Here is a 22,516-nt window from a genome sequence, read left to right as displayed (position 1 = left end):
CAGGACCCCCGTTTGCCCCACCTTCCCCCACACTACCCCACTTCATCCCACCGTCAACACGGAACGCCCTGCCCCACCCGCACTTCCCGGCAGCGTTTTCGCAGGTCACAGCGGGTGGGGTCGAAGTGGGGGGAGGAACCGTCGCGAACCGTGATCAACCCCTTCGGGTACGCGGTTATGCTCAGTGCCCGCCCAGCCCGACCCCGGCCGCGGCGCGACCCGTGGGGAGGAGTGGGGGGATCGGTGCGGGTGTCCCGCCGGGAGTCCCCGGTTTGGCACACTGCACCTGCACGCAGCCCGGGCCGGCCGACGGCCGACGACCGGGCGCGGGTTGCCCGCAGAGCACCGGAGGCGTCGTGAGCGACACCCGCGCGCTCACCGCCGGTGCGGGCGCTCCGCGGGTGTGGCAGCGGAACCCCGCTCGGGCGGACCCGGGCGCCGCGACGAGCAGGAGGTGGCGTGACGCCCAGAGCCGAGTTGTCCGGTGCCCCGACGACCGGTACCGGTGACGCGCCGGAGACGCCCGGCGTGGACCAGCTGCACGCCACCATCCAGCGCATCGCGGCGAACGTCGAGCAGGTGCTGGTGGGCAAGCCCGAGGTGGTGCGGCTGGCGCTGGTCACCCTGCTCGCCGAGGGGCACCTGCTGGTCGAGGACGTGCCCGGGGTCGGCAAGACCTCGCTGGCCAAGGCGCTGGCCCGCTCGATCGACTGCACGGTCAGCCGCATCCAGTTCACCCCCGACCTGCTGCCCAGCGACATCACCGGGGTGTCGGTGTACAACCGGCGCACCGAGAGCTTCGAGTTCCGCCCCGGCCCGGTGTTCGCCAACGTCGTGGTCGGCGACGAGATCAACCGCGCCTCGCCCAAGACGCAGTCCGCGCTGCTGGAGTGCATGGAGGAGCGGCAGGTCACCGTCGACGGCGACACCTACCCGCTGAGCTCGCCGTTCATGGTCATCGCCACCCAGAACCCGGTCGAGATGGAGGGCACCTACGCGCTGCCGGAGGCGCAGCGCGACCGGTTCACCACCCGGGTCTCGATCGGCTACCCGGACCCCAAGGCGGAGCTGGCGATGGTCGACGAGCACGCGGGCCACGACCCGCTGGCGGACCTGCGCCCGGTGGCCGACGCGGCCGAGGTCCACGGCCTGGTGCAAGCCGTGCGCCAGGTGCACGTCTCCACCGAGGTCCGCCGCTACGCGGTGGACCTGGTGGCAGGCACCCGCCAGCTGACCGAGCTGCGCCTGGGCGCCTCGCCCCGGTCGACGCTGCAGCTGGTGCGGGCCGCCCGCGCGCAGGCCGCGCTCGCCGGGCGCGGGTTCACCATCCCCGACGACGTCCAGGCGGTCGCGATCCCGGTGCTGGCGCACCGGCTGGTGCTGACCAGTGAGGCCCGCGCCGCGCGGCGCTCGACCACCGACCTGGTCCGCCAGCTGCTCGACCGGACCCCGGTACCGCGCGGCGACACCGAGCGTGAACGCGGGTAAGGATGCTGTCCGGCCTGACCATCCGCGGGCGCTGCCTGTTGGCGGCGGGCGTGGCCGCTGGCATCTGCGCGCTGGTGCTGGACGAGCGCGACCTGCTGCGGGTCGCGGCCTTCGTCATCGCGCTGCCGCTGCTGGCGCTGCTGCTGACCAGCCGCACCCGGTTCGGCGTCGCCGCCCGGCGCGAGGTGGTGCCGCCCCGCGTCCCGGTCGGCGGTGAGGCGACCGTCCGGCTGCACGTCACCGCCACCGGCCGCCTGCCCCTCGGCGGGCTGCTGCTGGAGGACGGCACGCCCCACGCGCTCGGCGGGCGCCACCGGTCCCGGTTGGACTCGGTGCCCAAGCACGGCGGCACGGTCCTGGCGTACCCGGTGTCCCCGGCGCTGCGCGGCATCCACCACATCGGACCGCTGCGCACCCACGTCCACGACCCCTTCGGGCTGGCCGAGTTCGAGCGGGAGCTCGCCGGTCGCAGCAGGCTCGTCGCGGTGCCGCACCACGTGCCGCTCACCGGGCTGCCCGCCGGGTCCGGGCTGGGCACCGGCGAGGACGGCGCGACGCGGCTGCGCGCCGGGCACGGCGAGGACGACGCGGTGGTGCGCCAGTACCGGCACGGCGACGACATCCGCCGGGTGCACTGGAAGTCCACCGCGCGCCGCGACGAGCTGATGGTGCGCGTCGAGGAACGGCCCTGGCACGCGGGGGTCACCGTGCTGCTCGACCGGCGCTCGGCGGCGCACCGCGGCAGCGGTGCGCGCAGCAGCCTGGAGTGGGCGGTCTCCGCGGTGGCCAGCATCTGCCTGCACCTGCACCAGCACGGCCAGCAGGTGCAGGTCACCACCGAGGACTGCGCGCAGCTGGCCAGCGGGGCGGAGTCCTCCGCCGACGGCTACGACGACGCGGTGCTGGACGCGCTGGCCGGGGTGCGCCCGTCGCCGCAGCGCGACCTGGTGTTCAGCCGCGACCCCGGCGCCGGCCAGGAGCTCATCGCCGTGCTCGGTGAGACCACTGCGGCGGCGGTGGACGAGCTGACCAAGATGCGGCCGCCGGAGACGCGGAGCCTCGCGGTGCTGCTCGACGTCCGCGCTTGGAACGGCGAGGGCGTCGGCTACGACCCGCACCTGACCGCGCGGCGGCTGCGGGCCGCGGGCTGGACCGCGGTCGTCGCCGACGGCCCGCACGCCTCGATCGGCGCCGTCTGGCAGCAGCTGTGCCGGGAGACCACCGCACCGGAGTCGGAGGTGCTGTCGTGACCGAGCACCGGATGACGGCGGCCGTCGACACCTCGCTGGTGGCGACGGCGGCCGCCGCGCTCTCGGTGCTGTGCGCGTCCACGGCGTTCGCCGGCGTGCTGGCCGACGGCCGGTGGGTGTTCCCCGCCCTGCTCACCACCGCCGCCGTCGTGGCGATCGGGGTGCTGGGGCGCCGGGTGCGCTGGCCGGCGAGCGCCACCGCCACCGCCCAGCTGGCCGGGGTGCTGGTCATGCTCACCGTCCAGTTCACCGAGAGCGCGGTGCTCGGCCTGCTGCCCGGTCCGGCCGCGGTCCGCGAGCTGGGCCGGCTGCTGACCGGTGCCGCCGAGGTGGTGCGCACCGGTGTCCCGCCGGTGCCCGCCGAACCGCCGCTGCAGGCCCTGGTGTGCCTGGGGCTGGGCGTGGTCGTGGTGGTCGTCGACCTCATCGTGGTGGGGCTGCGCAGCCCCGCGGTCAGCGGGTTGCTGCTGCTGTGCGTGTTCGCCATCCCGGCGTCGCTGGCCGACGCCATGCTGCCGTGGTGGACCTTCGTCGCGGGCGGCGCGGGCTTCGCCCTGGTGCTGGCCACGGGCGGCCAGCACCGCCGGTGGCGCAGCCGCGAGGACCGCGCGCAGGTGACGCGCGCGCTGTTCGGCCCCGCGACCGCGTCGGTGGTCGGGACGGCCGGGGTGATCGCGCTGCTCACCGGTGCGGTGTTCACCGGGGTCGGCACGGAGGGGCGCCTGCCCGGCTCGGTGCCCGAGCAGTTCGGCGGCACCGAGGGGATCGGGTTGCAGCCGTTCACCTCGCTGCGCGGCCAGCTCGACCGGGGCCAGGAGGTGGAGCTGTTCCGCGTCCGCGGCCTGCGGGAACCGACCTACCTGCGCGCGCTGACGCTGCGGAGGTTCAACCCGGAGCGCGGGTGGGAGCTGGAGGGCCTGACGCAGGGCGTCGAGGCCAACGCCGAGCTGCCGCTGCCCGAGGGCACCGACATCGCCGAGGGCGACGCCCAGCGGGTCGAGGTCGAGCCCGTCGGCTACCGGGACCCGTGGCTGCCGGTGTTCGGCGTGCCGCGCTTCCTGTCCGGGATGGGCGTGAACTGGCGCTACGACCCGGCCGCCGGGATCGTGTTCACCCAGACCAACCAGGAGAGCCGCCCCTACGTCGAGCAGCTGGTGCTGCCGAAGCCGACCCCGGAGCAGCTGCGCGAGGCGCACGGCCCGCTGCGGGTGGCGCCGGAGTACCTCGACACCACCGGCATCCCGCCGCAGGTCGCCGACCTGGCCCGGCGGCTGACCGCGGACTCCCCCACCGCCTTCGACAAGGCGGTGGCGCTCAACCGGTACTTCACCGACCCCAGCAACGGGTTCCGCTACGACCTGCGGACCGCCCCGGGCGGCGGCGGGGACGCCCTGACGGAGTTCCTGTTCCGGGGCAAGCGCGGGTTCTGCGAGCAGTACGCCTCGTCCATGGCGGCGCTGCTGCGCACCGTCGGCATCCCGTCCCGGGTGGCCATCGGGTTCACCGCGGGCTACCGGGACGGCGACGAGCGGGTGATCACCACGGAGGACGCGCACGCCTGGGTGGAGGCCTACTTCCCCGGCTGGGGCTGGCAGACCTTCGACCCGACGCCGCTGGGCGACGGCCGGACCGCGCTGCCGCAGTACCTGGACGACGAGCTGAGCCCGGCCCAGCTGCCGGCCCCGGTGCCCGGGCAGGACGAGCCGAGCACGCCGTCGACCGCGGGACCGACGCCGGGGCACGAGCGCCCGGACGAGGACACCACCGGTGCCGCGCCCGTGGACCCGCGCGAAACCGAGCAGGGCGACCCGTGGCCGGTGGTCCTGGGCGTGCTGGTCGTCGCGCTCGTGGTGCTGGCGGTTCCCGGCGTGGTGCGGGAGGTGCGGCGGCGGCAGCGGTTGCGCGCGGTCGCCGGCGGAGCCGCGGGCGCGGCCGGGCTGGCCTGGCGGGAGGTGCTCGACGAGTTCCGGGACCGCGGGGCGCGCCCGGCGCCGACGGACACGGCCCGGCAGGTCGCCACCCGGCTGCTCGAGCACCACGGTCTGGACGAGTCCGGGGCGAAGGCCATGCGGAAGCTGGTGACCGCGGTGGAGCGCGAGTGGTACGCCCCGCCGGGGACCGAGCCGGAGGGCTCGCTGCCGGAGGTGCTGCACGGGGTGCTGGACAGCCTGCGCCGCGCCGCCCCCCTGGACCTGCGCTCCCGCCTGTTCCCGCGCTCGGTCCTGTCCTCGTTCCGCTAGGCCGGCGGCCAGGCGGGCGCCGCGCCAGCCGGCGCACGGCAGCCCCCGGGCGCAGGCGCTCCGCACTCGACCGACGCTGTCGGCGACCGCGGGCGCGCACGACGATCGCCGCCAGGTGCCCACCTGGCGGCGATCGTCGAGAGAGGTCGTCTACTGCTCGAAGCGCTTGCGGAAGCGCTCTTCCATGCGCTGGGTGAAGGAGCCCCGTCCGGCGCTGCGGTTCGGGCCCCGCTTGGGCGACCGCCCGCCGCTGCCGTCCTCCGGCGCGGGGTCCATGTCATCGCCGCCGCGCAGCGCGGTCAGGACCATCACTGCTCCACCGAACATCACGAGGAAGCCGACCACGCTCAACACGGGGATCTCCGCCGGACGCAAGGCCGGGATCACCGCACCGACGACCAGCAAGGCCAACCCCAGCGCGAAGACGGCGATGCCTTGCATCCGCCTGCGTCGGGACGGGCGGTGCAGGCGTCCTCCGCGCACGGTGGAGACGAACTTGGGGTCCTCGGCGTAGAGCGCGCGCTCGATCTGTTCGAGCTGTCGCTGCTCGTGCTCGGAGAGTGGCATGACTCCTCCTCCGGCACAGGGGTCTCAGTGGCGCCGGAGACCGGGATGAACGACTCACCCTGGTTGGGGACCGGCGAACGCTTGGGGGCGTCACCTCCGAGGATACGGTTCCCGCGACGCGAGGACTACCCGGTCCTGACAGGTCGCCGTGCGAGGTTTCCGACATCATCCCCTCGGGGCAGTGATCGCCGGTCGCGTGCCGTTCTGCGAGGACCGCAGCCCCACTTCACCCGATCGTGGAGCGGGTGCATCCCCGACCCGGTGGAGCGCCGGTCACCCCGGGTGGTGCGTGGTCAGGCGCGGGCGATCGCGTGCAGGCGGGTGGCGATGTCGCGGAGCGGCGGCCGCACGGCCGCGAGCCGCTCCAGCTCCGCCATCTCCTCGGCCGCCCGCGGGTTGTTGTCCAGCACCGAACCGGGCACCAGGTCGCTGAGCACCGCCTGCCCCTGGACCAGCTCGACCTCGAGACCGCCCGCGGTGAGCACGCGTTCGAGCTCCTCGGCGTCGAAGCGCCGCTGGAGCGTGTCCGAGGCGGCGTCGAGCCGGCCGTCGGGGTCCTGGACCAGCCGCAGCGCGTCGGAGACCCGCCCGGCCAGCGCCCGCCCGATGACCGCCGCGTAGCGGTTGGCGACCAGGACCGACACCGCACCGCCCGGCGCCGTGGCCGCGACGAGCGCGGAGACCGCGGCGGCGACGTCGTCGACGACCTCCAGCAGGCCGTGCGCGAGCACCAGGTCCGCGCCGCCCTCCGGGCTCAGCGCCGCCAACGCGTCGGTGTCGCCCTGCAGCGGGGTGATCCGGTCGGCCGCCCCGGCGTCGTCCGCCCGCCGCTGGAGCGTGGCCAGCGCGTTCGGGCTGGGGTCCACCACCGTCACCGCGCAGCCCGCGGAGGCCAGCGGCACCGCCCACACACCGCTGCCCCCGCCGACGTCGAGCACGCGCGGCGGTTCCCCACCGCGCCGCCGTCGGGCGTCGGCGAGCTCGGCTTCCAGCACCTGGTGGACGGCGTCGGATCTCATGGCTAGCAGCGTAATGGCCGGTCGGAACGGCCTCTCACCGGACGTGGCGATCACCTCGGCGCGGTCCGCGCGCGACGGCTGGTGCCGCTGTGCCGGTGCGGCGCGCGAGGGGCTCGAGCGATGGATGTCCCGGGATGCGTTCTGAGATGGCCCCGAATTCCGTAGGCTACGGGCGTGCAGACCGTGGCAGTGCTGAGCCTCAAGGGCGGCGTGGGCAAGACGACCGTGGTGCTCGGTCTCGCCTCGGCCGCCATGCGTCGCGGCGTCCGGACCCTGGTCGTCGACCTCGACCCGCAGTGCAACGCGACCTCGTGCCTGGAACCTGAGCAGACCACCAAGGGGCTCAGCGACGTGCTCGCCGACCCGAGCCCGGAGGTGCTGCGGCAGTCCGTGACCGGCAGCTCGTGGGGCGAGGAGGTCGACGTCCTGGTCGGCTCCGAGGACGCCGAGAGCCACAACGGCGACCACGACGAGAAGCACCTGTCCCGGCTGACCACCGCGCTGTCCGAACTGGACAGCCTGATCTCCGAGGGCGAGCTGCCCTACCAGCTGGTCCTGCTGGACTGCCCGCCCTCGCTCGGCCGGCTGACCCGGTCGGCGCTGGTCGCGGCCGACCGCGCCCTGCTGGTGACCGAGCCGACGATCTTCGCGGTGTCCGGCGTGCAGCGCGCCTTCGAGGCCGTGCAGGCCGAGCGGGAGTCCACCAACCCCGACCTCCAGCCGCTCGGCGTCATCGTGAACCGGGTCCGGCCGCGGTCGCACGAGCACCAGTTCCGCATCGAGGAGCTGCGCGAGATCTTCGGCCCGCTGGTGCTGCCCGTCGCGCTGCCCGACCGCCTGGCCGTGCAGCAGGCCCAGGGGGCGTGCATGCCGATCCACCAGTGGGGCACGCCCGGCGCGCGGGAGGTGGCGCTGGCGTTCAACCTGATCCTCGCCCGCACGCTGCGCGCCGGACGGCAGCGCCGCGCGGAGGAGGACGAGGAGCTGGTCGACGAGGAGGCCTGAGCCGGCTCGGCCCCGGCACCGGGCTCGCGGGCGAGGGATGATCGGACCGTGCCCGAAGGCGACACGGTCTTCCTCACCTGCCACCGGCTGCACGAGGCGCTGGCCGGGCAGGTGCTGACCCGCGGCGAACTGCGCCACCCCCGGCTGTCCGCGCTGGACCTGGCCGGACGCCGGGTGCGGGAGGTGCGGCCCGCCGGCAAGCACCTGCTGGTCCGCTTCGACGACGGCCACACCCTGCACAACCACCTGCGCATGGACGGCTCCTGGCACCTCTACTCCCCCGGCGCGCGGTGGCGGCGCCCGGGGCACCAGGCCCGGGCGGTGCTGGCGACGGACCAGCGCGTCGCGGTCGGGTTCAACCTGCACGACCTGCGGTGGCTGCCGACCTCGGCGGAGTCGGAGGTGGTCGGCCACCTCGGTCCCGACCTGCTCGACCCGGACTGGGGCGAGGAGCACGAGGCGGAGGCGCTGCGGCGGCTCACCGCCGAGCCGGAGCGGGAGATCGGCCTCGCGCTGCTGGACCAGCGGGTGATGGCCGGCGTCGGCAACATGTACCGGGTCGAGGTGTGCTTCCTGCTGGGGCGGTCGCCGTGGACGCCGGTGTCCGAGGTGGACGCGGCCCGCGCGGTGCGGTTGTGCCGGGACCTGCTGCTGCGCAACGCCTGGCGCCCGGAGCAGTCCACGACGGGCAGCACGCGCCGCGGCTCCGAGCACTGGGTGTACGGCCGCCGGACGTGCCTGCGCTGCGGCACCCGGATCCGCCGCACCGACCAGGGCGAGGACGTCGAAGCCCGCGTCACCTACCACTGCCCCCGCTGCCAACCCTGACCCCGCGCCCCAGCGCCACCACCCGCCGGGCGGGCGCGGTTCCGGGGGAAGTCGGACGTCTGGTCTCCAGTGAAGGCGCGCCGTGGACCGCGAGCGGAGGAGGTCCGGCGTGGCCCCGGCGTCAGTCGGAGGGGGCGGCGTCAGGGTTCGCGGCGGCCGTCTCGGACGTCGGCGATGTAGCGCAGCAGCGGGTAGACCAGGACGATGCCCACCGAGCCCCACACGATGCCGGTCACCCGCAGGTCGCCGACGTGCAGCGTCAGGTCGCCCACCCCGGCGATCACCGCGGTGCCCAGCACCACCAGGTTGACCGGGTCGGTGAAGTCCGTGCGGGCGTCCAGCCAGATCCGCACGCCCACCAGCGCCAGCATCCCGAACAGCACCAGCGTCGCCCCGCCGAGCACCCCCATCGGGATGGTGTTGAGCAGGGCCGTCAGCTTCGGCGAGAACGACAGCACCACCGCGACCACCGCAGCGACCATGCACGCCGCCGTGGAGTACACCCGCGTCGCCGCCATCACCCCGACGTTGGGCGCGTAGCTGCTCAACGACGACCCGCCCGCCGCGCCGGACAGCGTGGTCGCCAGCCCGCCGCCGATCAGCGCGTCGCCCACGTGCGGGTCGAGGTCGCGGCCGCTCATCGCCGCCACCGCCTTGAGGTGCGCCACGTGCTCGGCGACCAGCACGATCACCAGCGGCAGCACGAACGGCATCACCGCGACGTGCAGCTGGGGCGCGATGAGCTGTGGCAGGCCGATCCAGGGCGCGTCGGCGAGCTCCGCGAGGCGCTCCGGCACGAGCTGACCGGTCAGCGCCGCGTAGCACCAGCCGACGAGCACGCCGACCAGCACCGCGACCCGCGCCGCCATGCCCCGGCTGACCACGACCAGCAGCACGACCGTGACCAGGGTCAGCGCGGCGGGCACCCGCTGCTGGTCGAAGGAGGACACCGACTGCGGGGCGAGGCTCAACCCGATCATCAGGATGATCGCCCCGGTCACCACCGGCGGCATCGCCGACTCCAGCAGGCGCACGCCCAGCGCCTTGACCGCCACGCCGACGCTGAACACCACGACGCCGACCACCACGATGCCGCCGAGCAGCGCGGCCGGGCTCGCGCCGGCCTCGTTCGCCGCGGCGTTCAGCGGCACCACGAAGGCCACCGAAGCACCCAGGTAGCTGGGCACGCGGTTGCGGGTGACCAGCAGGAACAGCATGGTCCCCAGGCCGGACAGCAGCAGGGTGGTGCTCGCGGGGAAGCCGGTGAGCAGCGGGACCAGCGTCGTGGTGCCGAACATCGCCAGCAGGTGCTGCGCACCGAAGCCGATGGTCAGCGGCCAGCTCAACCGCTCCTCGGAGGCGACGACCGCATCGGGCACCGGGCGTCGACCGTTGCCGTGCACGGTCCACAACGCCACGTCGTTCCCCCAACCACCCGATCAGGCGGGTCTCAAATCACGGCCTGTGATGATGAGGAAAGATTACTATTTCGCATCGCACAATCAAGACGCGCACCAGGAGAACCACCACTACCTGCAGTGATGCGGTGTCGCGGGAGGATGCGGGAGGCTAACGACGCCCCTCCGGTCCGAGCAGCTCCCGCAGCCCGTCCGCCAACCCGGCCAACCGGTCTGTCGCGTCCTGCAACAGGTGCTTCTGCTCCGGCGCCCCGCTGGCCGCGACGGCCCGACCCGCAGCCGCCACCAGCGCGCCGTACCCGTCGACACCCTCGTCCAGCTCCGCCCGGAGCCGCTCGACGTCCGCGCGCAACGCGGCCTTGTCCGCCGCCGGGGCGTGCGGGATCGCCGCCTCCACGGCGACCAGCCGGTCCGCGCCGCGCCGCAGCTCCGCGGCCGTGCTGTCCGCGGTCACGCGCGCGTCCGCGGCGGCGCTGCCCGCGCCCACCGCCTTCAGCTGCTCCAGCGCGCGGTACAGGGTGGCCTCGGCGTCGCGCAGCCGCTGCATCGGTGCCCGCGCGGCCGAGCTGGACGGCGGCAGCGGGACCGGTTCCGGCGGCGCCTCCGGCAGCGGTGTCCGCTTGAGCCGCCGGTACTTCACCCCGGCCCGCACGGCGGTGGCCCCGCCGAGCACGGCGAGGCCACCGAGTCCGAACGTCGTCACGTCCTGCAGGAACACACCGGCCGAGTCGGCCCACGCCCACAGCTGCGGCACCGACGCGGAGGTCACCGCCCCGGCGCCGAACACACCGGCGGTCGCCGCACCGCCCGTCGCGGTCCGCTTGGCCCGCCTGCGCTGCCGGATCGCCCGCGCCCGCGGGTCCCGCCACCGGGCGATCTTCCGACGCACCTCGGTCAGCACCGGGCCACGCAGTTGTTCGAGAGCGGCCTCGCCCAGCTGCGTCAGCTCCTGCTTGCGGGACGACCTCACCCTGGGCTCGCTCAGGCCTGCCCGGCCTGCGGGTTCTGCTGCTGCTGCGGGTTGCTGGCGGGCTCGGCCGGGGTCTGCGCCCCACCAGCGATCTGCTGCTGCTGGCCACTCGCGACCTGCTGCTGCTCGGTCCCCATCGAGGCCCGCAGCTGCGCGAGCCGGCTGGCACCGGCGGCGTCGATGGACGCCTGCTCGACCTCCATCATGCGGCCCTGCACGCTGTTCTGCGCCAGCTCGGCCTGGCCGAGGGCGGTGGTGTAGCGGCGCTCGATCTTGTCGCGCACCTCGTCCAGGGACGGCGTGTTGCCCGGCGCCGCGACCTCGGTCATCTGGCGCATCGAGTTCGCGACCTGCTCCTGCATCTTGGCCTGCTCGAGCTGGCTGAGCAGCTTCGTCCGCTCGGCGATCTTCTGCTGCAGGACCTGGGCGTTGCGCTCGACCGCCTGCTTGGCCTGCTCGGCAGCCTGCAGCGACTGGTCGTGCAGCGTCTTGAGGTCCTCGACGCCCTGCTCCGCGGTGACCAGCTGGCTGGCCAGCTGGGTGGCCGTCTCCTCGTACTTCTGCGCGCTGGCCTCGTCACCGTTGGCCCGCGCCTGGTCCGCCATCACCAGGGCCTGCTTGGCGGAGGCCTGCAGCTTCTCGACCTCGCCGAGCTGGCGGTTCAGCTTCATCTCCAGCTGCCGCTGGTTGCCGATCACCTGGGCAGCCTGCTGGGAGAGAGCCTGGTGTTGCCGCTGGGCTTCCTCGATGGCCTGCTGGATCTGCACCTTGGGATCGGCGTGCTCGTCGACCTTCGACGAGAACGCCGCCATGAAGTACTTCCACGCCTTCACGAACGGATTGGCCATCTCCTCCGCCTGCCTTCTTCTGCTGCTCGGCTGCCCCACAGCCGACACGTCGCACCGCGCGTGTCGGCTGGTTCCATCGTGTCAGGTAGTCGTGTCCGCTTCCACCAAACACGGTCAATCTCCGGGTTCACCCGGAGTCACTCCCCAAGATCGAACCAGTTGCCCCTCGCGACCCGCGCACCGGGTGCCCGAAAACGGTCGTGGGTGCTGGAACCGGGCTCCCACCCGGCCCCAGCACCCACGACTCGGTGTCTGTATCTGCTCCCCGCCCACGGGCCGTCCCCGCGCGGGCCGGCTCGGCGCGGCCGCTAGGCGGCCACCACGACGCCACCCGGCTTGCGGACCGGGGCGCTGATGCGCTGGCTGAGCACCGGCTGGAGGCGCTCCGCGCAGGCGCGCGGCTCCGCGTCGGCACTGGGTTCGGACAACTGCTGCTGCGCCAGCTCGGTCTCGGTCAGCTCCGCGCCGATCAGGCTGGGCACCAGCTGGTCGCCCTCCATCTCAGCGGCCCGGTCGACGCCGGAAGGCACCACCATCGTGTTGTCCAGATCGCCGGCCACGGTCACCAGCAGCTCTGGCAGCGGCAGGTCGAGGGCGTCGCAGATCGAGGCGAGCAGCTCGCTGGACGCCTCCTTGCGGCCCCGCTCGACCTCGGAGAGGTATCCGAGGCTGACCCGGGCAGCGCGCGAAACATCCCGCAAGGTCCGAGACTGTGCGGTCCGGGCGCGGCGCAGCCGTTCACCGACCGCCTCCCGCAACAATACGGTCATCGCGCGCCTCCCTTCCTTCATCGCCTACCGCGTGTAGCACGCGTGAACGCTCCCTACGTTACTCACCCGACGGCCCGAACGAGAACGATCGTGGACAAGTCCGCCGAGGGCGAACGTCCGGAGACCGACCGGCCCAGTCCGGGAGGACACCGCGTTGCGGCAGCGCACGGTACCCCTGGAGCGTCAACGCAGCAGGTCTGCGAAGTGTTCCAGCGCCACCCGAACGGCCGCAGCCCGCACCGCGTGCCGATCGCCCGGCAAGCGCACCGAGTGCACCGTCGCGCCGCTCGGGCCGGCGAAGCCGAGGTGCACCGTGCCGGGCGCCACGCCGTCCTGCGGGTCCGGCCCGGCCACCCCGGTCAGCCCGACTCCCCAGTCCGCCCGGCACCGGGCGCGCGCCCCGTCGGCGAGCATCTCCGCGACCCGCGGGTCCACCGCCCCGCGCTCGGCGAGCAGGTCCCGGTCGACCCCGGCCAGCTCGGCCTTGAGGTCGGTGGCGTAGACGACCAGGCCGCCGCGCACCACGTCGCTGGCGCCGGGCACGTCGGTCAGCGCCGCGGCCACCAGACCGGCGGTCAGCGACTCGGCGGTGGCGACCGTCTCGCCGCGCCTGCGCAGGGTGTCGAGCAGTCCCGCCACCTGCGAGAACGGCAGGTCGATCCGCCCGAGGATCATGACCCTGCCCCGTTGCGGGCCGCGGCGCGCAACCGCAGCACGCGGACCACGTAGTCGACCCCGGTGCCGACGGTCGCGACGACCGCCGCGCCCATCACGATCCACCGCGGCAGCTCGGCCCAGGCGCCCAGCGGCAGCAGGTAGAGGCCGATCGCGACCGCCTGCAGCAGCGTCTTGACCTTCCCGCCGTAGCTGGCCGCGATCACCCCGTGCCGGATGACCCAGAACCGCAGCAGCGTGATGGCCAGCTCACGGCCGAGGATCACCCAGGTGACCCACCAGCCGAGGTCGCCGAGCACGCTCAGGCCGATCAGCGCGGCACCGGTGAGCGCCTTGTCCGCGATCGGGTCGGCGACCTTGCCGAAGTCGGTGACCAGGCCGCGGCGGCGCGCCAGGTCACCGTCGATGCGGTCGGTGATCGAGGCGACCACGAACACCCCGGTCGCCACCCAGCGCCACACCCCGTCGTGCCCGCCGTCCCAGAACAGCGCGACCAGGAACACCGGCACCAGCGCCAGCCGGGACACGGTCAGGATGTTGGCGATGTTGACCAGGGGTACCGGCTCGGACCGCACCGCCTGCGGATCGGACGCCGCGCCATCGGCCGTCATGGCTGCTCCCCGGACCGGTCTTCCGCGGGTGTGCCGTCCACCGGCCGCACGACGAGGTCCACGCCCTCGCTCGCCTCGACCCGGCAGTGCAGCACGTCACCCACGCCGACCTCTCCAGGATCAGCGACGATGCACTCCCCGTCCACCTCCGGCCCCTGGTGGTCGGCACGGCCGACGACCTCCCCGTCGTCGACCCGCTCCACCAGGACCCGCACCTCGGTGCCGACGCGGTCCTCGGCACGCTGCGCGATCAGCTCGTCGACCAGGTCGGACAGCTCCTCGACGCGCTCGTCGACGGTGTCCGGGTCCACCTTGTCGGCGAACCCGGCCGCCTCGGTGCCGTCCTCGTCGGAGTAGCCGAAGACGCCGACGGCGTCCAGCCGAGCGCGGGTCAGGAAGTCCTGCAGCTCGGCGAAGTCCTCCTCGGTCTCCCCGGGGAACCCGACGATGAAGTTGCTGCGGATGCCCGCCTCGGGCGCCAGCTCGCGGATCTGCTCGATCAGCTGCAGGAAGGACTCGGTGGAGCCGAACCGGCGCATCCGCCGCAGCACCGGCTCGCTGGAGTGCTGGAACGACAGGTCGAAGTAGGGCGCGACGCCCGGGGTGGTGGCGATGGTGCGCACCAGACCGGGCCGGGTCTCGGCGGGCTGGAGGTAGGAGACGCGGACGCGCTCGACACCCTCGACCTCGGCCAGCCGCGGCAGCAGCGTCTCCAGGGCGCGCGGGTCGGCGAGGTCCTTGCCGTAGGAGGTGGAGTTCTCGCTGACCAGGAACAGCTCCTTGGCGCCGTGCTCGGCCAGCCACACCGCCTCGCCCAGCACCTCCTCCGGCTTCCGGGACAGGAAGGAGCCGCGGAAGGAGGGGATGGCGCAGAACGAGCAGCGCCGGTCGCAACCGGAGGCCAGCTTCAGCGCGGCGACGGGCGAGTCGTCGAGCCGGCGGCGCGCCACCGACCGCGCGGCGGGCACCCAGCCGTGCCCGGGCACCGACACCTCGGCGGCCGCGGCGGGACGGGCGACGGGGGTGATCGGCAGCATCTTCCGGCGGTCCCGCGGCTGGTGCGCGGGGATGGTCTTGCCCGCGAGGACGTCGTCGAGGCGCTCGGCGAGCTGGCCGTAGTGGTCGAAGCCGAGCACCGCGGCCGCCTCCGGCAGGTGCTCGGCGAGCTCGGCGCCGTAGCGCTCGGCCATGCACCCCACGGCGACGACCTTCGCGCCGGTGTCGGAGGCGGCGAGCAGGGTGTCGACGGAGTCCTTCTTGGCCGACTCGACGAAGCCGCAGGTGTTGACGACCACCACGTCGGCTGCGTCCTCGGCGTCGACGAGGTCCCACCCGCGGTCGTGCAGGGTCCCGGCGAGTTCTTCGGAGTCGACTTCGTTGCGGGCGCAACCGAGCGTGACCATGGCGACTCGGCGGTGCTTCTGCTCGGCTGGCATGCCCTGAGCCTAACGTCCGGCCACCGCGACCCTTCCTGAGCCCGACCCCGTCCGCGCTGCGCACGGGGGTCGGTGTGCGGCACGGCGGCTGCGGTGGTGGTCAACACCACGGCCGCCGGAGACCGCACTCGGGGTGATTTTGGTTAGGCTCACCTAATGTGAGTGATCGGATGGAGATCCGCCCGGCCAGGGTGCGCGACGTCCGCGGCATCAAGGCGCTGATCGACCACTACGCGGGGAAGGTGGTGCTGGGCAAGGACCTCGTCACGCTCTACGAGGACGTCCAGGAGTTCTGGGTCGCGGAGGCGGACGGGCAGGTCGTCGGCTGCGGCGCCCTGCACGTGCTCTGGCAGGACCTGGCCGAGATCCGCACCGTGGCGGTGGACCCGATGGCCAAGGGGCGCGGCATCGGGCACGCGATCGTCGAGAAGCTGATCGAGACGGCCACCGAGCTGGGCCTGGCCCGGATCTTCGTGCTGACCTTCGAGACCGGGTTCTTCGGCCGCCACGGCTTCGTGCCGATCGAGGACACCCCGGTGCCACCGGAGGTCTACGAGGAGATCCGGCGCTCGCCGGACGAGGGGGTGGCGCAGTTCCTCGACCTCGCGCACGTCAAGCCGAACACCCTCGGCAACACGCGGATGCTGCTGCACCTCGGCGCGTGATGCGGGCTCCGCCGGTGGGCGGCGCTAGGATGCCCGCATGAATGACTATGCACCATCGGCGATAGCGATTCGGCGAGCGCGGGTCGCGGACGTCCCGTCGATCAAGGCCCTGGTCGACACCTACGCCGGCGAGGTGCTGCTGGCCAAGAACCTCGTCACGCTCTACGAGGACGTCCAGGAGTTCTGGGTCGCCGAGCTGTCCGAGCCGGACCGGCCGCCCCGCGTCGTGGGCTGCGGCGCCCTGCACGTGCTGTGGGAGGACCTCGCCGAGATCCGCACCGTCGCGGTCGACCCGACGGTGCGCGGCCACGGCATCGGCCACCGCCTGGTCCGGCGGCTGGTCGAGCTGGCCCGCGAGCTGGGCCTGGCCCGGCTGTTCGTGCTGACCTTCGAGACCGAGTTCTTCGGCCGCCACGGCTTCCGCACCATCGACGGCGCGCCGGTCAGCCCGGAGGTCTACGAGGAGATGCGCCGCTCGGTCGACGCGGGCGTGGCGGAGTTCCTGGACCTGGCCAACATCAAACCCAACACCCTCGGCAACACCCGGATGCTGCTCGACCTCACCTGACCGGTGCGCGCCGGTCGCGTCCCGAGCAGCGACACCGCCCGAACGGTGGGCCACGGCGTCCGCCGTTCTCGTGCTTGCCGGCTCAACCACACCACCCGCACCACGCGTTCCGGCTATAACACGGGGAGTGATCACACCGGATCCGAGGAGTCCTGCTGTGCACCGATCCCACGCACGCCGCGGCCTGTTCACCTCCGCCGTCGCCACCGGAGCGCTGCTGCTGACCACCGGCACCGCGCACGCCGACCTCAGCCCGGCCGAGCTGCGGGCCACCACCGACGAGTACCTCTTCGAGCTCTCCCTCGACGCCTTCACCCAGACCCGGGCCGAGCGGCCGCACGCCGACCAGCTGGACTGGTCCTCGGACGGCTGCTCGATGTCGCCGGACGAGCCACTGGGCTACCAGTTCCGCACCAGCTGCGACCGGCACGACTTCGGCTACCGCAACTACACGAAGCAGGACCGGTTCACCGAGGCCGGGCGCAAGGCCATCGACGACAACTTCCGCGACGACATGTACTCGGTCTGCGGTGACGACGTGGCGTGCAAGGGCACCGCGAACGTCTACTACTTCGCGGTGCGGGAGTTCGGCGGGCTGACCGGCTCCACCGCCGAAGCCGTCGAGCACGCGCAGATCCAGCTGCTGCCCTCGGACGGCGGCGTGCTGAAGTTCCAGCTCGTCAACGCCGCGGGCCGGCTCGTGCAGCTCACCGCGGCCGGCTGACGGTCCCGGGGCGTGCCCGGCCCGGGCGCGCCCCGCGGTCCCGAGGTCCGCTCCCCCGGCCTGCGCGTCGAGGCCGGGGGCTCGTGCGCGGGAGTAGTGTCGCCGGGCGACGAAGGGAGCTCGAATGGTCAAGCGGCAACTTCCGCGCTGGTCCGAACTGCGTCCGCTCCTGCGGGTCAAGCCACCACAGTTCAACCCCACCGAGCGCCGGCTGTCCGCCGCGCACTCCATCGCCGACCTGCGGGCCATCGCCCGCCGGCGCACGCCCCGCGCCGTGTTCGACTACACCGACGGCGCCGCCGAGGCGGAGATCAGCCTGCGCCGCGCTCGCCAGGCGTTCCGGAACGTCGAGTTCCACCCCTCCGTGCTGCGCGACGTGTCCACCGTGGACACCACCACCACGGTGCTCGGCAGGCCGTCGGCCCTGCCGTTCTCCTTCGCCCCCACCGGTTTCACGCGCATGATGCACACCGCGGGCGAAGCGGCGGTGGCCCGCGTCGCCGAGCGCGCCGGCATCCCCTACGCACTGTCCACGATGGGCACCACGTCGATCGAGGACCTGGCCGCCGAAGCGCCGGGCGCCCGCAAGTGGTTCCAGCTCTACCTGTGGAAGGACCGCGAGGCCAGCCGGTCGCTGGTGCAGCGCGCGCAGGACGCGGGCTACGAGGCGCTGGTCCTCACGGTGGACACGCCCGTCGGCGGCGCGCGGCTGCGCGACGCCCGCAACGGCCTGACCATCCCGCCGGAGCTGACGCTGCGGACCGTCCTCGACGGCGCGATGCACCCGTCGTGGTGGTTCAACCTGCTCACCACCGAGCCGCTGACGTTCGCGTCCTTCCACCACTGGTCCAGCACCGCGCACGACCTGATCAACACGATGTTCGACCCGTCGCTGAACTACGCCGACCTGGAGTGGTTGCGCGAGCTCTGGCAGGGGCCGCTGGTGGTCAAGGGCATCCAGAACCCGGACGACGCCCGCCGCGTGGTCGAGCTGGGCGCCGACGGCGTGGTCCTGTCCAACCACGGTGGCCGCCAGCTGGACCGGGCGCCCACCATGCTCGAGCTGCTCCCGGCGGTGCGCGAAGCGGTCGGCGACCGGGCCGAGGTCCTGCTGGACACCGGCATCACCAGCGGTGCGGACGTCGTCGCGGCCATCGCCCTGGGCGCCGACTCCTGCCTGGTCGGCCGCGCCTACCTGTACGGCCTGATGGCCGGCGGCGAACGCGGCGTGCAGCGGGCGGTGGACATCCTGCGCAGCGAGGTGGTGCGCACCCTCCAGCTGCTCGGCGTCCGCGCCGTCTCCGAGCTGGACCGCACGCACGCGACGCTGCGCCGCTGACCGGGCGGGCCCCTGCCACCGGCCGGCGGCAGGGGCCCGTCCTCAGCGTCCGGGGCGCGGGTCCACCGGGTGGACCTCCGGCGGCGCGGACGTGCCCGCGCCGTCGATCGGGCCCGTGGCGTGGTAGGCCTCGCAAGGGCCGCCGATGTACTTCTCGAAGTCCGTGGTCACGTGGATGACCGACTTCCCGTCGCGGGTCGGCAGCAGCGTCGGGCTGAAGTTCCGGCACACGCTGCCCTGGTTGTAGCTGATCTGCACCGGTGCCGGGATCTCCCGCCAGCCGTGCGCCAGGTCGGACGGGTCGTCGTTGACCATCAGCGTGCGCCCGTTGCCCGGCGCCCACCCGCCGTTGTCGTTGGCCAGCATCTGGTAGGCCAGCAGCAGCCGCCCGTTCGGGCCCGGTCCCGGCGCCCAGGCGATGGTCGGCGTGCCCAGGGGTTGCCCACCGGTCTCGGACAGGATCTCGGTGCCCAGGTCGTAGGGGTCGCCGAAGTCCCAGCCGTCCTGCGACGTGCGCATCCAGATCGTGCAGATGTGCACCGGGTCGTAGTTGCAGACCTCGTAGACCATCACGTAGGTGCCGTCCGGGAGCGTGCGCACGCCCGCCATCCCGGGCCGGACGGTGAACTCGTCGTTCTTGACGGTGTCCCGCAGGTCCGTCCAGGTCCGGCCGTCGCGGGACCGCACCTGCACCAGCTTCTGGTCGTGCTCCGGGTCGCCGTCGTCGGAGTAGAACACCACCAGGTCGCCCTGCTCGGAGACGGTGAACTCGGGTTCCCAGACGCCCGGGCCCTGCGGCGCCCGCACGATGGTGGACAGGAACTCCCAGGTGCGGCCGTGGTCGTTGCTGCGCCACAGCCGGATGCTGCTGCGCCGCACCTCCGCGTCGTCACCGACCCCGGCGGTCCCCGCCCACAGCAGCGTCCCGGCGGGCATGTCGCCGACCCGCTGCGGCAGCTCGTACAGCGTCGAGCAGCACATGCCCTTCTCGTTCGCGCCCTCCGGGTCGCGGATCTCGGCCAGGGGCTGGAAGGTGGCGCCGTCGTCCCGGCTCTCGTACACGACCGCGAACCCGGTCTGGTCGGCGTAGGTGGTCATGCTGACCAGGACCCGGCCGTTGGCCTCGCCGGAGTGCTGCAGGCGCACCAGCCGGGGGTAGCTGCTGCCCCCGACCCGCAACAGCTCCCCTCTGTCCACATCAGACGGAACGGCGTCCCCGGTGGCGACGTGCTGGGAACCGACCAGCGACAGCACCGACAACGGGACCAGGAAGGCAGCGCGCAACTTCCGGAGGAGCATGCGTGGACCTCACGACTTTCGCAGGCGGACAAAGACCGTCAGCGCGCCGGAGACTATCTCAGCGATCCTGGATTTCGACCGGTTCCAGCATTCCGTTCAGCGCAATTTCCGATTCGCAAACGGAGCAATGCGAATCGACTGTGAAGAGCGCGGAAAAGGTGTGAAGAACGTGAGCGGCGGTGGCCGGAACCACCGCCGCTCACGGTTTCACTCGTCGTCCGGGGGCGGGCCACCGCGGATCGAGTACAGCGCGTTCTCCAGCTCGTCGGGCTTGACCAGCACCTCGCGCGCCTTCGAGCCCTCCGACGGCCCGACCACACCGCGGGATTCGAGCAGGTCCATCAACCGACCGGCCTTGGCGAACCCGACCCGCAGCTTGCGCTGCAGCATCGAGGTGGAGCCGAACTGGCTGGTCACCACGAGTTCGGCGGCCTGCAGCACCAGGTCCAGGTCGTCACCGATGTCGGAGTCGATCTCCTTCTTCTCACCGGCCTTGGCCGCGGTGACGCCGTCGGTGTACTCCGGTTCGGCCTGTTCCTTGGTGAACGCGACGATGCGCTGGATCTCCTCGTCGGAGACGAACGAGCCCTGCACCCGGGTCGGCCGCGAGGCCCCCATCGGCAGGTACAGCGCGTCGCCCATGCCGATCAGCTTCTCCGCACCGGGCTGGTCGAGGATGACCCGCGAGTCGGTCAGCGACGAGGTGGCGAAGGCCAGCCGGGACGGCACGTTGGTCTTGATCAGGCCGGTCACCACGTCCACCGACGGCCGCTGGGTGGCCAGCACCAGGTGGATGCCGGCGGCGCGCGCCTTCTGCGTGATGCGCACGATGGCGTCCTCGACGTCGCGCGGCGCGGTCATCATCAGGTCGGCCAGCTCGTCGACGATGGCCAGGATGTACGGGTAGGGGCGGTACTCCCGCTCGCTGCCGGGCGGGGTGGTGATCTCGCCGGACTTGACCTTCCGGTTGAAGTCGTCGATGTGCCGCACCCGGTTGGCCTGCATGTCCTGGTAGCGCTGCTCCATCTCCTCCACCAGCCAGGCCAGCGCGGCGGCGGCCTTCTTCGGCTGGGTGATGATGGGCGTGATCAGGTGCGGGATGCCCTCGTAGGGCGTCAGCTCCACCATCTTCGGGTCGATCAGGATCATCCTGACCTCTTGCGGCGTCGCCCGCGCCAGCAGCGACACCAGCATGGAGTTGACGAAGCTGGACTTGCCGGAGCCGGTGGAGCCGGCCACCAGCAGGTGCGGCATCTTGGCCAGGTTCGCGGTGACCATGTGGCCTTCGATGTCCTTGCCCAGGCCCATCACCAGCGGGTGGCTGTCCTTGGCCGCCTCCTCGGAGCGCAGCACGTCGCCGAGCCGCACCATCTCCCGGTCGGTGTTGGGCACCTCGATGCCCACCGCGGACTTGCCGGGGATGGGCGCCAGCAGCCGCACGTTGTCGGTGGCCGCGGCGTAGGCGATGTTCTTGGTCAGCGCGGTGATCTTCTCGACCTTCACGCCGGGCCCGAGCTCGACCTCGTAGCGGGTGACCGTCGGCCCGCGGGTGAAACCGGTGACCTGGGCGTCGATGTTGAACTGCTCCAGCACCGCGGTGATCGCCTCGATCATCGCGTCGTTGGCCCGGCTGCGGCTCTTCGGCGGTTCCCCGTCGGTGAGCACGTCCAGCGGCGGCAGCTGGTAGTCGCCCTCGACGCTGCGGCTGATCTGCGGCCGGTCGTTCTTCTTCGGCTTCTCCGGGGCGGGCGCCTTCGCCGGGACCGCGGCCGCGGGCTTGGCGGGCGCCGGTTCCTCAGGCACGTCGTCGAGGGACAGCTGCGGGTCGGCCATCGCCGCCTGGCGGCGGCGCGACGGGCGGCGCAGCTTGACCTCGGTCTCCCCCTCCTCGCTCGGCTCCGCCTTCGACCGGGACCTCGTCGACCGGGTCTTCGCCAGCTCCTCGGCCACGTCCTCCTCGTAGCCGACGCCGCGCAGCCACTCCCCGATGTCGCGCACCGACGTGCCGGTGAGCACCAGCAGCCCGAACAGGCCGACCAGCACCAGCACCGGGAGGGCGACCCACCCGGTGAGGCCGTACTCGAGCGGCCCACCGGCGACGAAACCGAGCGCACCACCGGCGTTCGGCCACTGCTCCGGCTCCAGCGGTGCGCCGTGCACGATGTGCAGGACGCCGAGCGTGGTGAAGATCAGCAGCATCGTGCCGATCACCACCCGCGGGCGGGCCTCGGCGGTGCTCTCGGTGCGCATCAGCACCACCGCGGCGACCAGCAGCACGATCGGCAGGACCCACGCGGCGCTGCCGATGACCGAGCGCAGCGCCACGTCGAGCCCGTGGCCCACCGGGCCACCGGCCCCCCACCAGATGCCCGCCGCCGCGATCACGGCGAAGGCCAGGAAGACCAGCGCGAGCCCGTCCCGCCGGTGCGCGGGGTCGAGCTCCCGCGTCTTGCCCATCGCGCGCACCACGCTGCCGACACCGCGGGCGAGCCCGCCGCCGCGCGACCCGGTGCGCCGCTTGGCCGGTTGCCGCCGCGGGGCGTGCGTCGAGCCGCGCTTGGCAGTGCTCCCGCCGCCGCTGCGCGAGCTCGAGCGGGACCCGCTCCGGGAACCACCACTGCGCGACGCGGAGCCGTTGCTCTTCGTGGCGCTCTTGCTGCGCGCCGACCCACGCCCCCCGTTCGATGTCCGGCTCGCCATGCCCCACACGGTATCCGCACCCGCCTCTCCCGTCACAACAGCCACTGGGGTCGCGGCTCGGACGCTTTCTCGGGCGTTCCGCCCCCGTTCGGGGTA

General features: G+C 73.1%; 20 protein-coding genes. 9 read left to right on the top strand and 11 right to left on the bottom strand.

Translation table 11 applies throughout. The features are described 5' to 3' along the window. The first annotated feature begins 477 nt into the window (after positions 1-477). The 3 genes from HNR68_RS09850 to HNR68_RS09840 are packed head-to-tail and all read left to right on the top strand — an operon-like array spanning position 478 to position 4,978. Positions 478-1,488: an AAA family ATPase gene (locus tag HNR68_RS09850; RefSeq protein ID WP_218888903.1), complete on the top strand. Its 1,011-nt coding sequence runs from the start codon at positions 478-480 to the stop codon at positions 1,486-1,488. Between the two features lie 2 nt (positions 1,489-1,490). After that, positions 1,491-2,738 (top strand): DUF58 domain-containing protein, encoded by a 1,248-nt coding sequence (locus HNR68_RS09845; protein WP_179719730.1) that lies wholly within the window; start codon positions 1,491-1,493, stop codon positions 2,736-2,738. Continuing rightward, positions 2,735-4,978, top strand: coding sequence for a transglutaminase TgpA family protein (locus HNR68_RS09840; protein WP_343050036.1), 2,244 nt, complete (start codon positions 2,735-2,737; stop codon positions 4,976-4,978). Before HNR68_RS09845 ends, HNR68_RS09840 begins: the two co-directional genes overlap by 4 nt. A gap of 150 nt (positions 4,979-5,128) precedes the next feature. Here HNR68_RS09840 and HNR68_RS09835 read toward each other — a convergent pair whose 3' ends face one another. Together HNR68_RS09835 and HNR68_RS09830 are read right to left on the bottom strand one after the other, a co-directional pair. Then, positions 5,129-5,545, bottom strand: a complete 417-nt coding sequence (locus HNR68_RS09835; RefSeq protein WP_179719728.1) for a DUF3040 domain-containing protein — start codon at positions 5,543-5,545, stop codon at positions 5,129-5,131. A gap of 293 nt (positions 5,546-5,838) precedes the next feature. Further along, positions 5,839-6,564 carry a class I SAM-dependent methyltransferase gene (locus tag HNR68_RS09830; RefSeq protein WP_179719726.1) on the bottom strand — a complete coding sequence of 242 codons (726 nt, stop codon included), beginning with the start codon at positions 6,562-6,564 and terminating at the stop codon, positions 5,839-5,841. A gap of 174 nt (positions 6,565-6,738) precedes the next feature. Between HNR68_RS09830 and HNR68_RS09825 the strand changes: the two genes are divergently transcribed. After that, positions 6,739-7,569: an AAA family ATPase gene (locus tag HNR68_RS09825; protein WP_179719724.1), complete on the top strand. Its 831-nt coding sequence runs from the start codon at positions 6,739-6,741 to the stop codon at positions 7,567-7,569. Positions 7,570-7,617: 48 nt separating this feature from the next. Next, complete coding sequence (locus HNR68_RS09820) at positions 7,618-8,397, top strand: DNA-formamidopyrimidine glycosylase family protein (protein WP_179719722.1); 780 nt, start codon at positions 7,618-7,620, stop codon at positions 8,395-8,397. Between the two features lie 140 nt (positions 8,398-8,537). On the opposite strand, the gene HNR68_RS09815 is transcribed toward HNR68_RS09820, so the two are convergent. The 7 genes from HNR68_RS09815 to rimO form a co-directional block, all read right to left on the bottom strand. Further along, positions 8,538-9,815: a solute carrier family 23 protein gene (locus HNR68_RS09815; RefSeq protein WP_179719721.1), complete on the bottom strand. Its 1,278-nt coding sequence runs from the start codon at positions 9,813-9,815 to the stop codon at positions 8,538-8,540. Positions 9,816-9,966: 151 nt separating this feature from the next. After that, positions 9,967-10,785, bottom strand: a complete 819-nt coding sequence (gene pspM / locus HNR68_RS09810) for a phage shock envelope stress response protein PspM (protein WP_179719719.1) — start codon at positions 10,783-10,785, stop codon at positions 9,967-9,969. A gap of 11 nt (positions 10,786-10,796) precedes the next feature. Continuing rightward, positions 10,797-11,633: a PspA/IM30 family protein gene (locus tag HNR68_RS09805; RefSeq protein ID WP_179719716.1), complete on the bottom strand. Its 837-nt coding sequence runs from the start codon at positions 11,631-11,633 to the stop codon at positions 10,797-10,799. A gap of 308 nt (positions 11,634-11,941) precedes the next feature. Beyond that, positions 11,942-12,403, bottom strand: coding sequence for a helix-turn-helix domain-containing protein (locus tag HNR68_RS26725; RefSeq protein ID WP_246330419.1), 462 nt, complete (start codon positions 12,401-12,403; stop codon positions 11,942-11,944). 183 nt (positions 12,404-12,586) lie between these two features. Continuing rightward, on the bottom strand, positions 12,587-13,078 hold the full coding sequence (locus HNR68_RS09790; protein WP_179719712.1) for a CinA family protein: 492 nt from the start codon (positions 13,076-13,078) through the stop codon (positions 12,587-12,589). After that, entirely contained in the window at positions 13,075-13,689 is a 615-nt protein-coding gene (pgsA, locus tag HNR68_RS09785; RefSeq protein WP_179719710.1) for a CDP-diacylglycerol--glycerol-3-phosphate 3-phosphatidyltransferase, read from the bottom strand. The genes HNR68_RS09790 and pgsA overlap by 4 nt, the downstream gene beginning before the upstream one ends. Continuing rightward, on the bottom strand, positions 13,686-15,125 hold the full coding sequence (gene rimO, locus HNR68_RS09780; RefSeq protein WP_179719708.1) for a 30S ribosomal protein S12 methylthiotransferase RimO: 1,440 nt from the start codon (positions 15,123-15,125) through the stop codon (positions 13,686-13,688). Before rimO ends, pgsA begins: the two co-directional genes overlap by 4 nt. A gap of 170 nt (positions 15,126-15,295) precedes the next feature. Here rimO and HNR68_RS09775 point away from each other — a divergent pair, with 170 nt between their 5' ends. From HNR68_RS09775 to HNR68_RS09760, 4 genes are all read left to right on the top strand, one after another. Continuing rightward, positions 15,296-15,790, top strand: coding sequence for an amino-acid N-acetyltransferase (locus HNR68_RS09775; RefSeq protein ID WP_179724852.1), 495 nt, complete (start codon positions 15,296-15,298; stop codon positions 15,788-15,790). Positions 15,791-15,827: 37 nt separating this feature from the next. After that, complete coding sequence (locus HNR68_RS09770; RefSeq protein WP_179719706.1) at positions 15,828-16,358, top strand: amino-acid N-acetyltransferase; 531 nt, start codon at positions 15,828-15,830, stop codon at positions 16,356-16,358. Positions 16,359-16,515: 157 nt separating this feature from the next. Further along, positions 16,516-17,082 carry a phospholipase gene (locus HNR68_RS09765; protein ID WP_343050035.1) on the top strand — a complete coding sequence of 189 codons (567 nt, stop codon included), beginning with the start codon at positions 16,516-16,518 and terminating at the stop codon, positions 17,080-17,082. A 124-nt stretch (positions 17,083-17,206) separates the two neighbouring features. Further along, complete coding sequence (locus HNR68_RS09760; RefSeq protein ID WP_179719704.1) at positions 17,207-18,421, top strand: alpha-hydroxy acid oxidase; 1,215 nt, start codon at positions 17,207-17,209, stop codon at positions 18,419-18,421. Positions 18,422-18,463: 42 nt separating this feature from the next. Here the strand turns inward: HNR68_RS09760 and HNR68_RS09755 are convergent, their stop codons facing one another. Both HNR68_RS09755 and HNR68_RS09750 read right to left on the bottom strand, forming a co-directional pair. Next, positions 18,464-19,720, bottom strand: a complete 1,257-nt coding sequence (locus tag HNR68_RS09755; RefSeq protein WP_179719702.1) for a sialidase family protein — start codon at positions 19,718-19,720, stop codon at positions 18,464-18,466. Positions 19,721-19,927: 207 nt separating this feature from the next. Beyond that, positions 19,928-22,420: an FtsK/SpoIIIE family DNA translocase gene (locus tag HNR68_RS09750; RefSeq protein WP_179719700.1), complete on the bottom strand. Its 2,493-nt coding sequence runs from the start codon at positions 22,418-22,420 to the stop codon at positions 19,928-19,930. Positions 22,421-22,516 lie beyond the last annotated feature (96 nt).

Origin of the sequence: Saccharopolyspora hordei, from assembly GCF_013410345.1 — a bacterium.
Lineage (GTDB): Bacteria > Actinomycetota > Actinomycetes > Mycobacteriales > Pseudonocardiaceae > Saccharopolyspora > Saccharopolyspora hordei.
The sequence above is the reverse complement of the archived record's forward strand: the minus strand, read 5'-3'. Positions and strand labels throughout refer to the sequence as shown.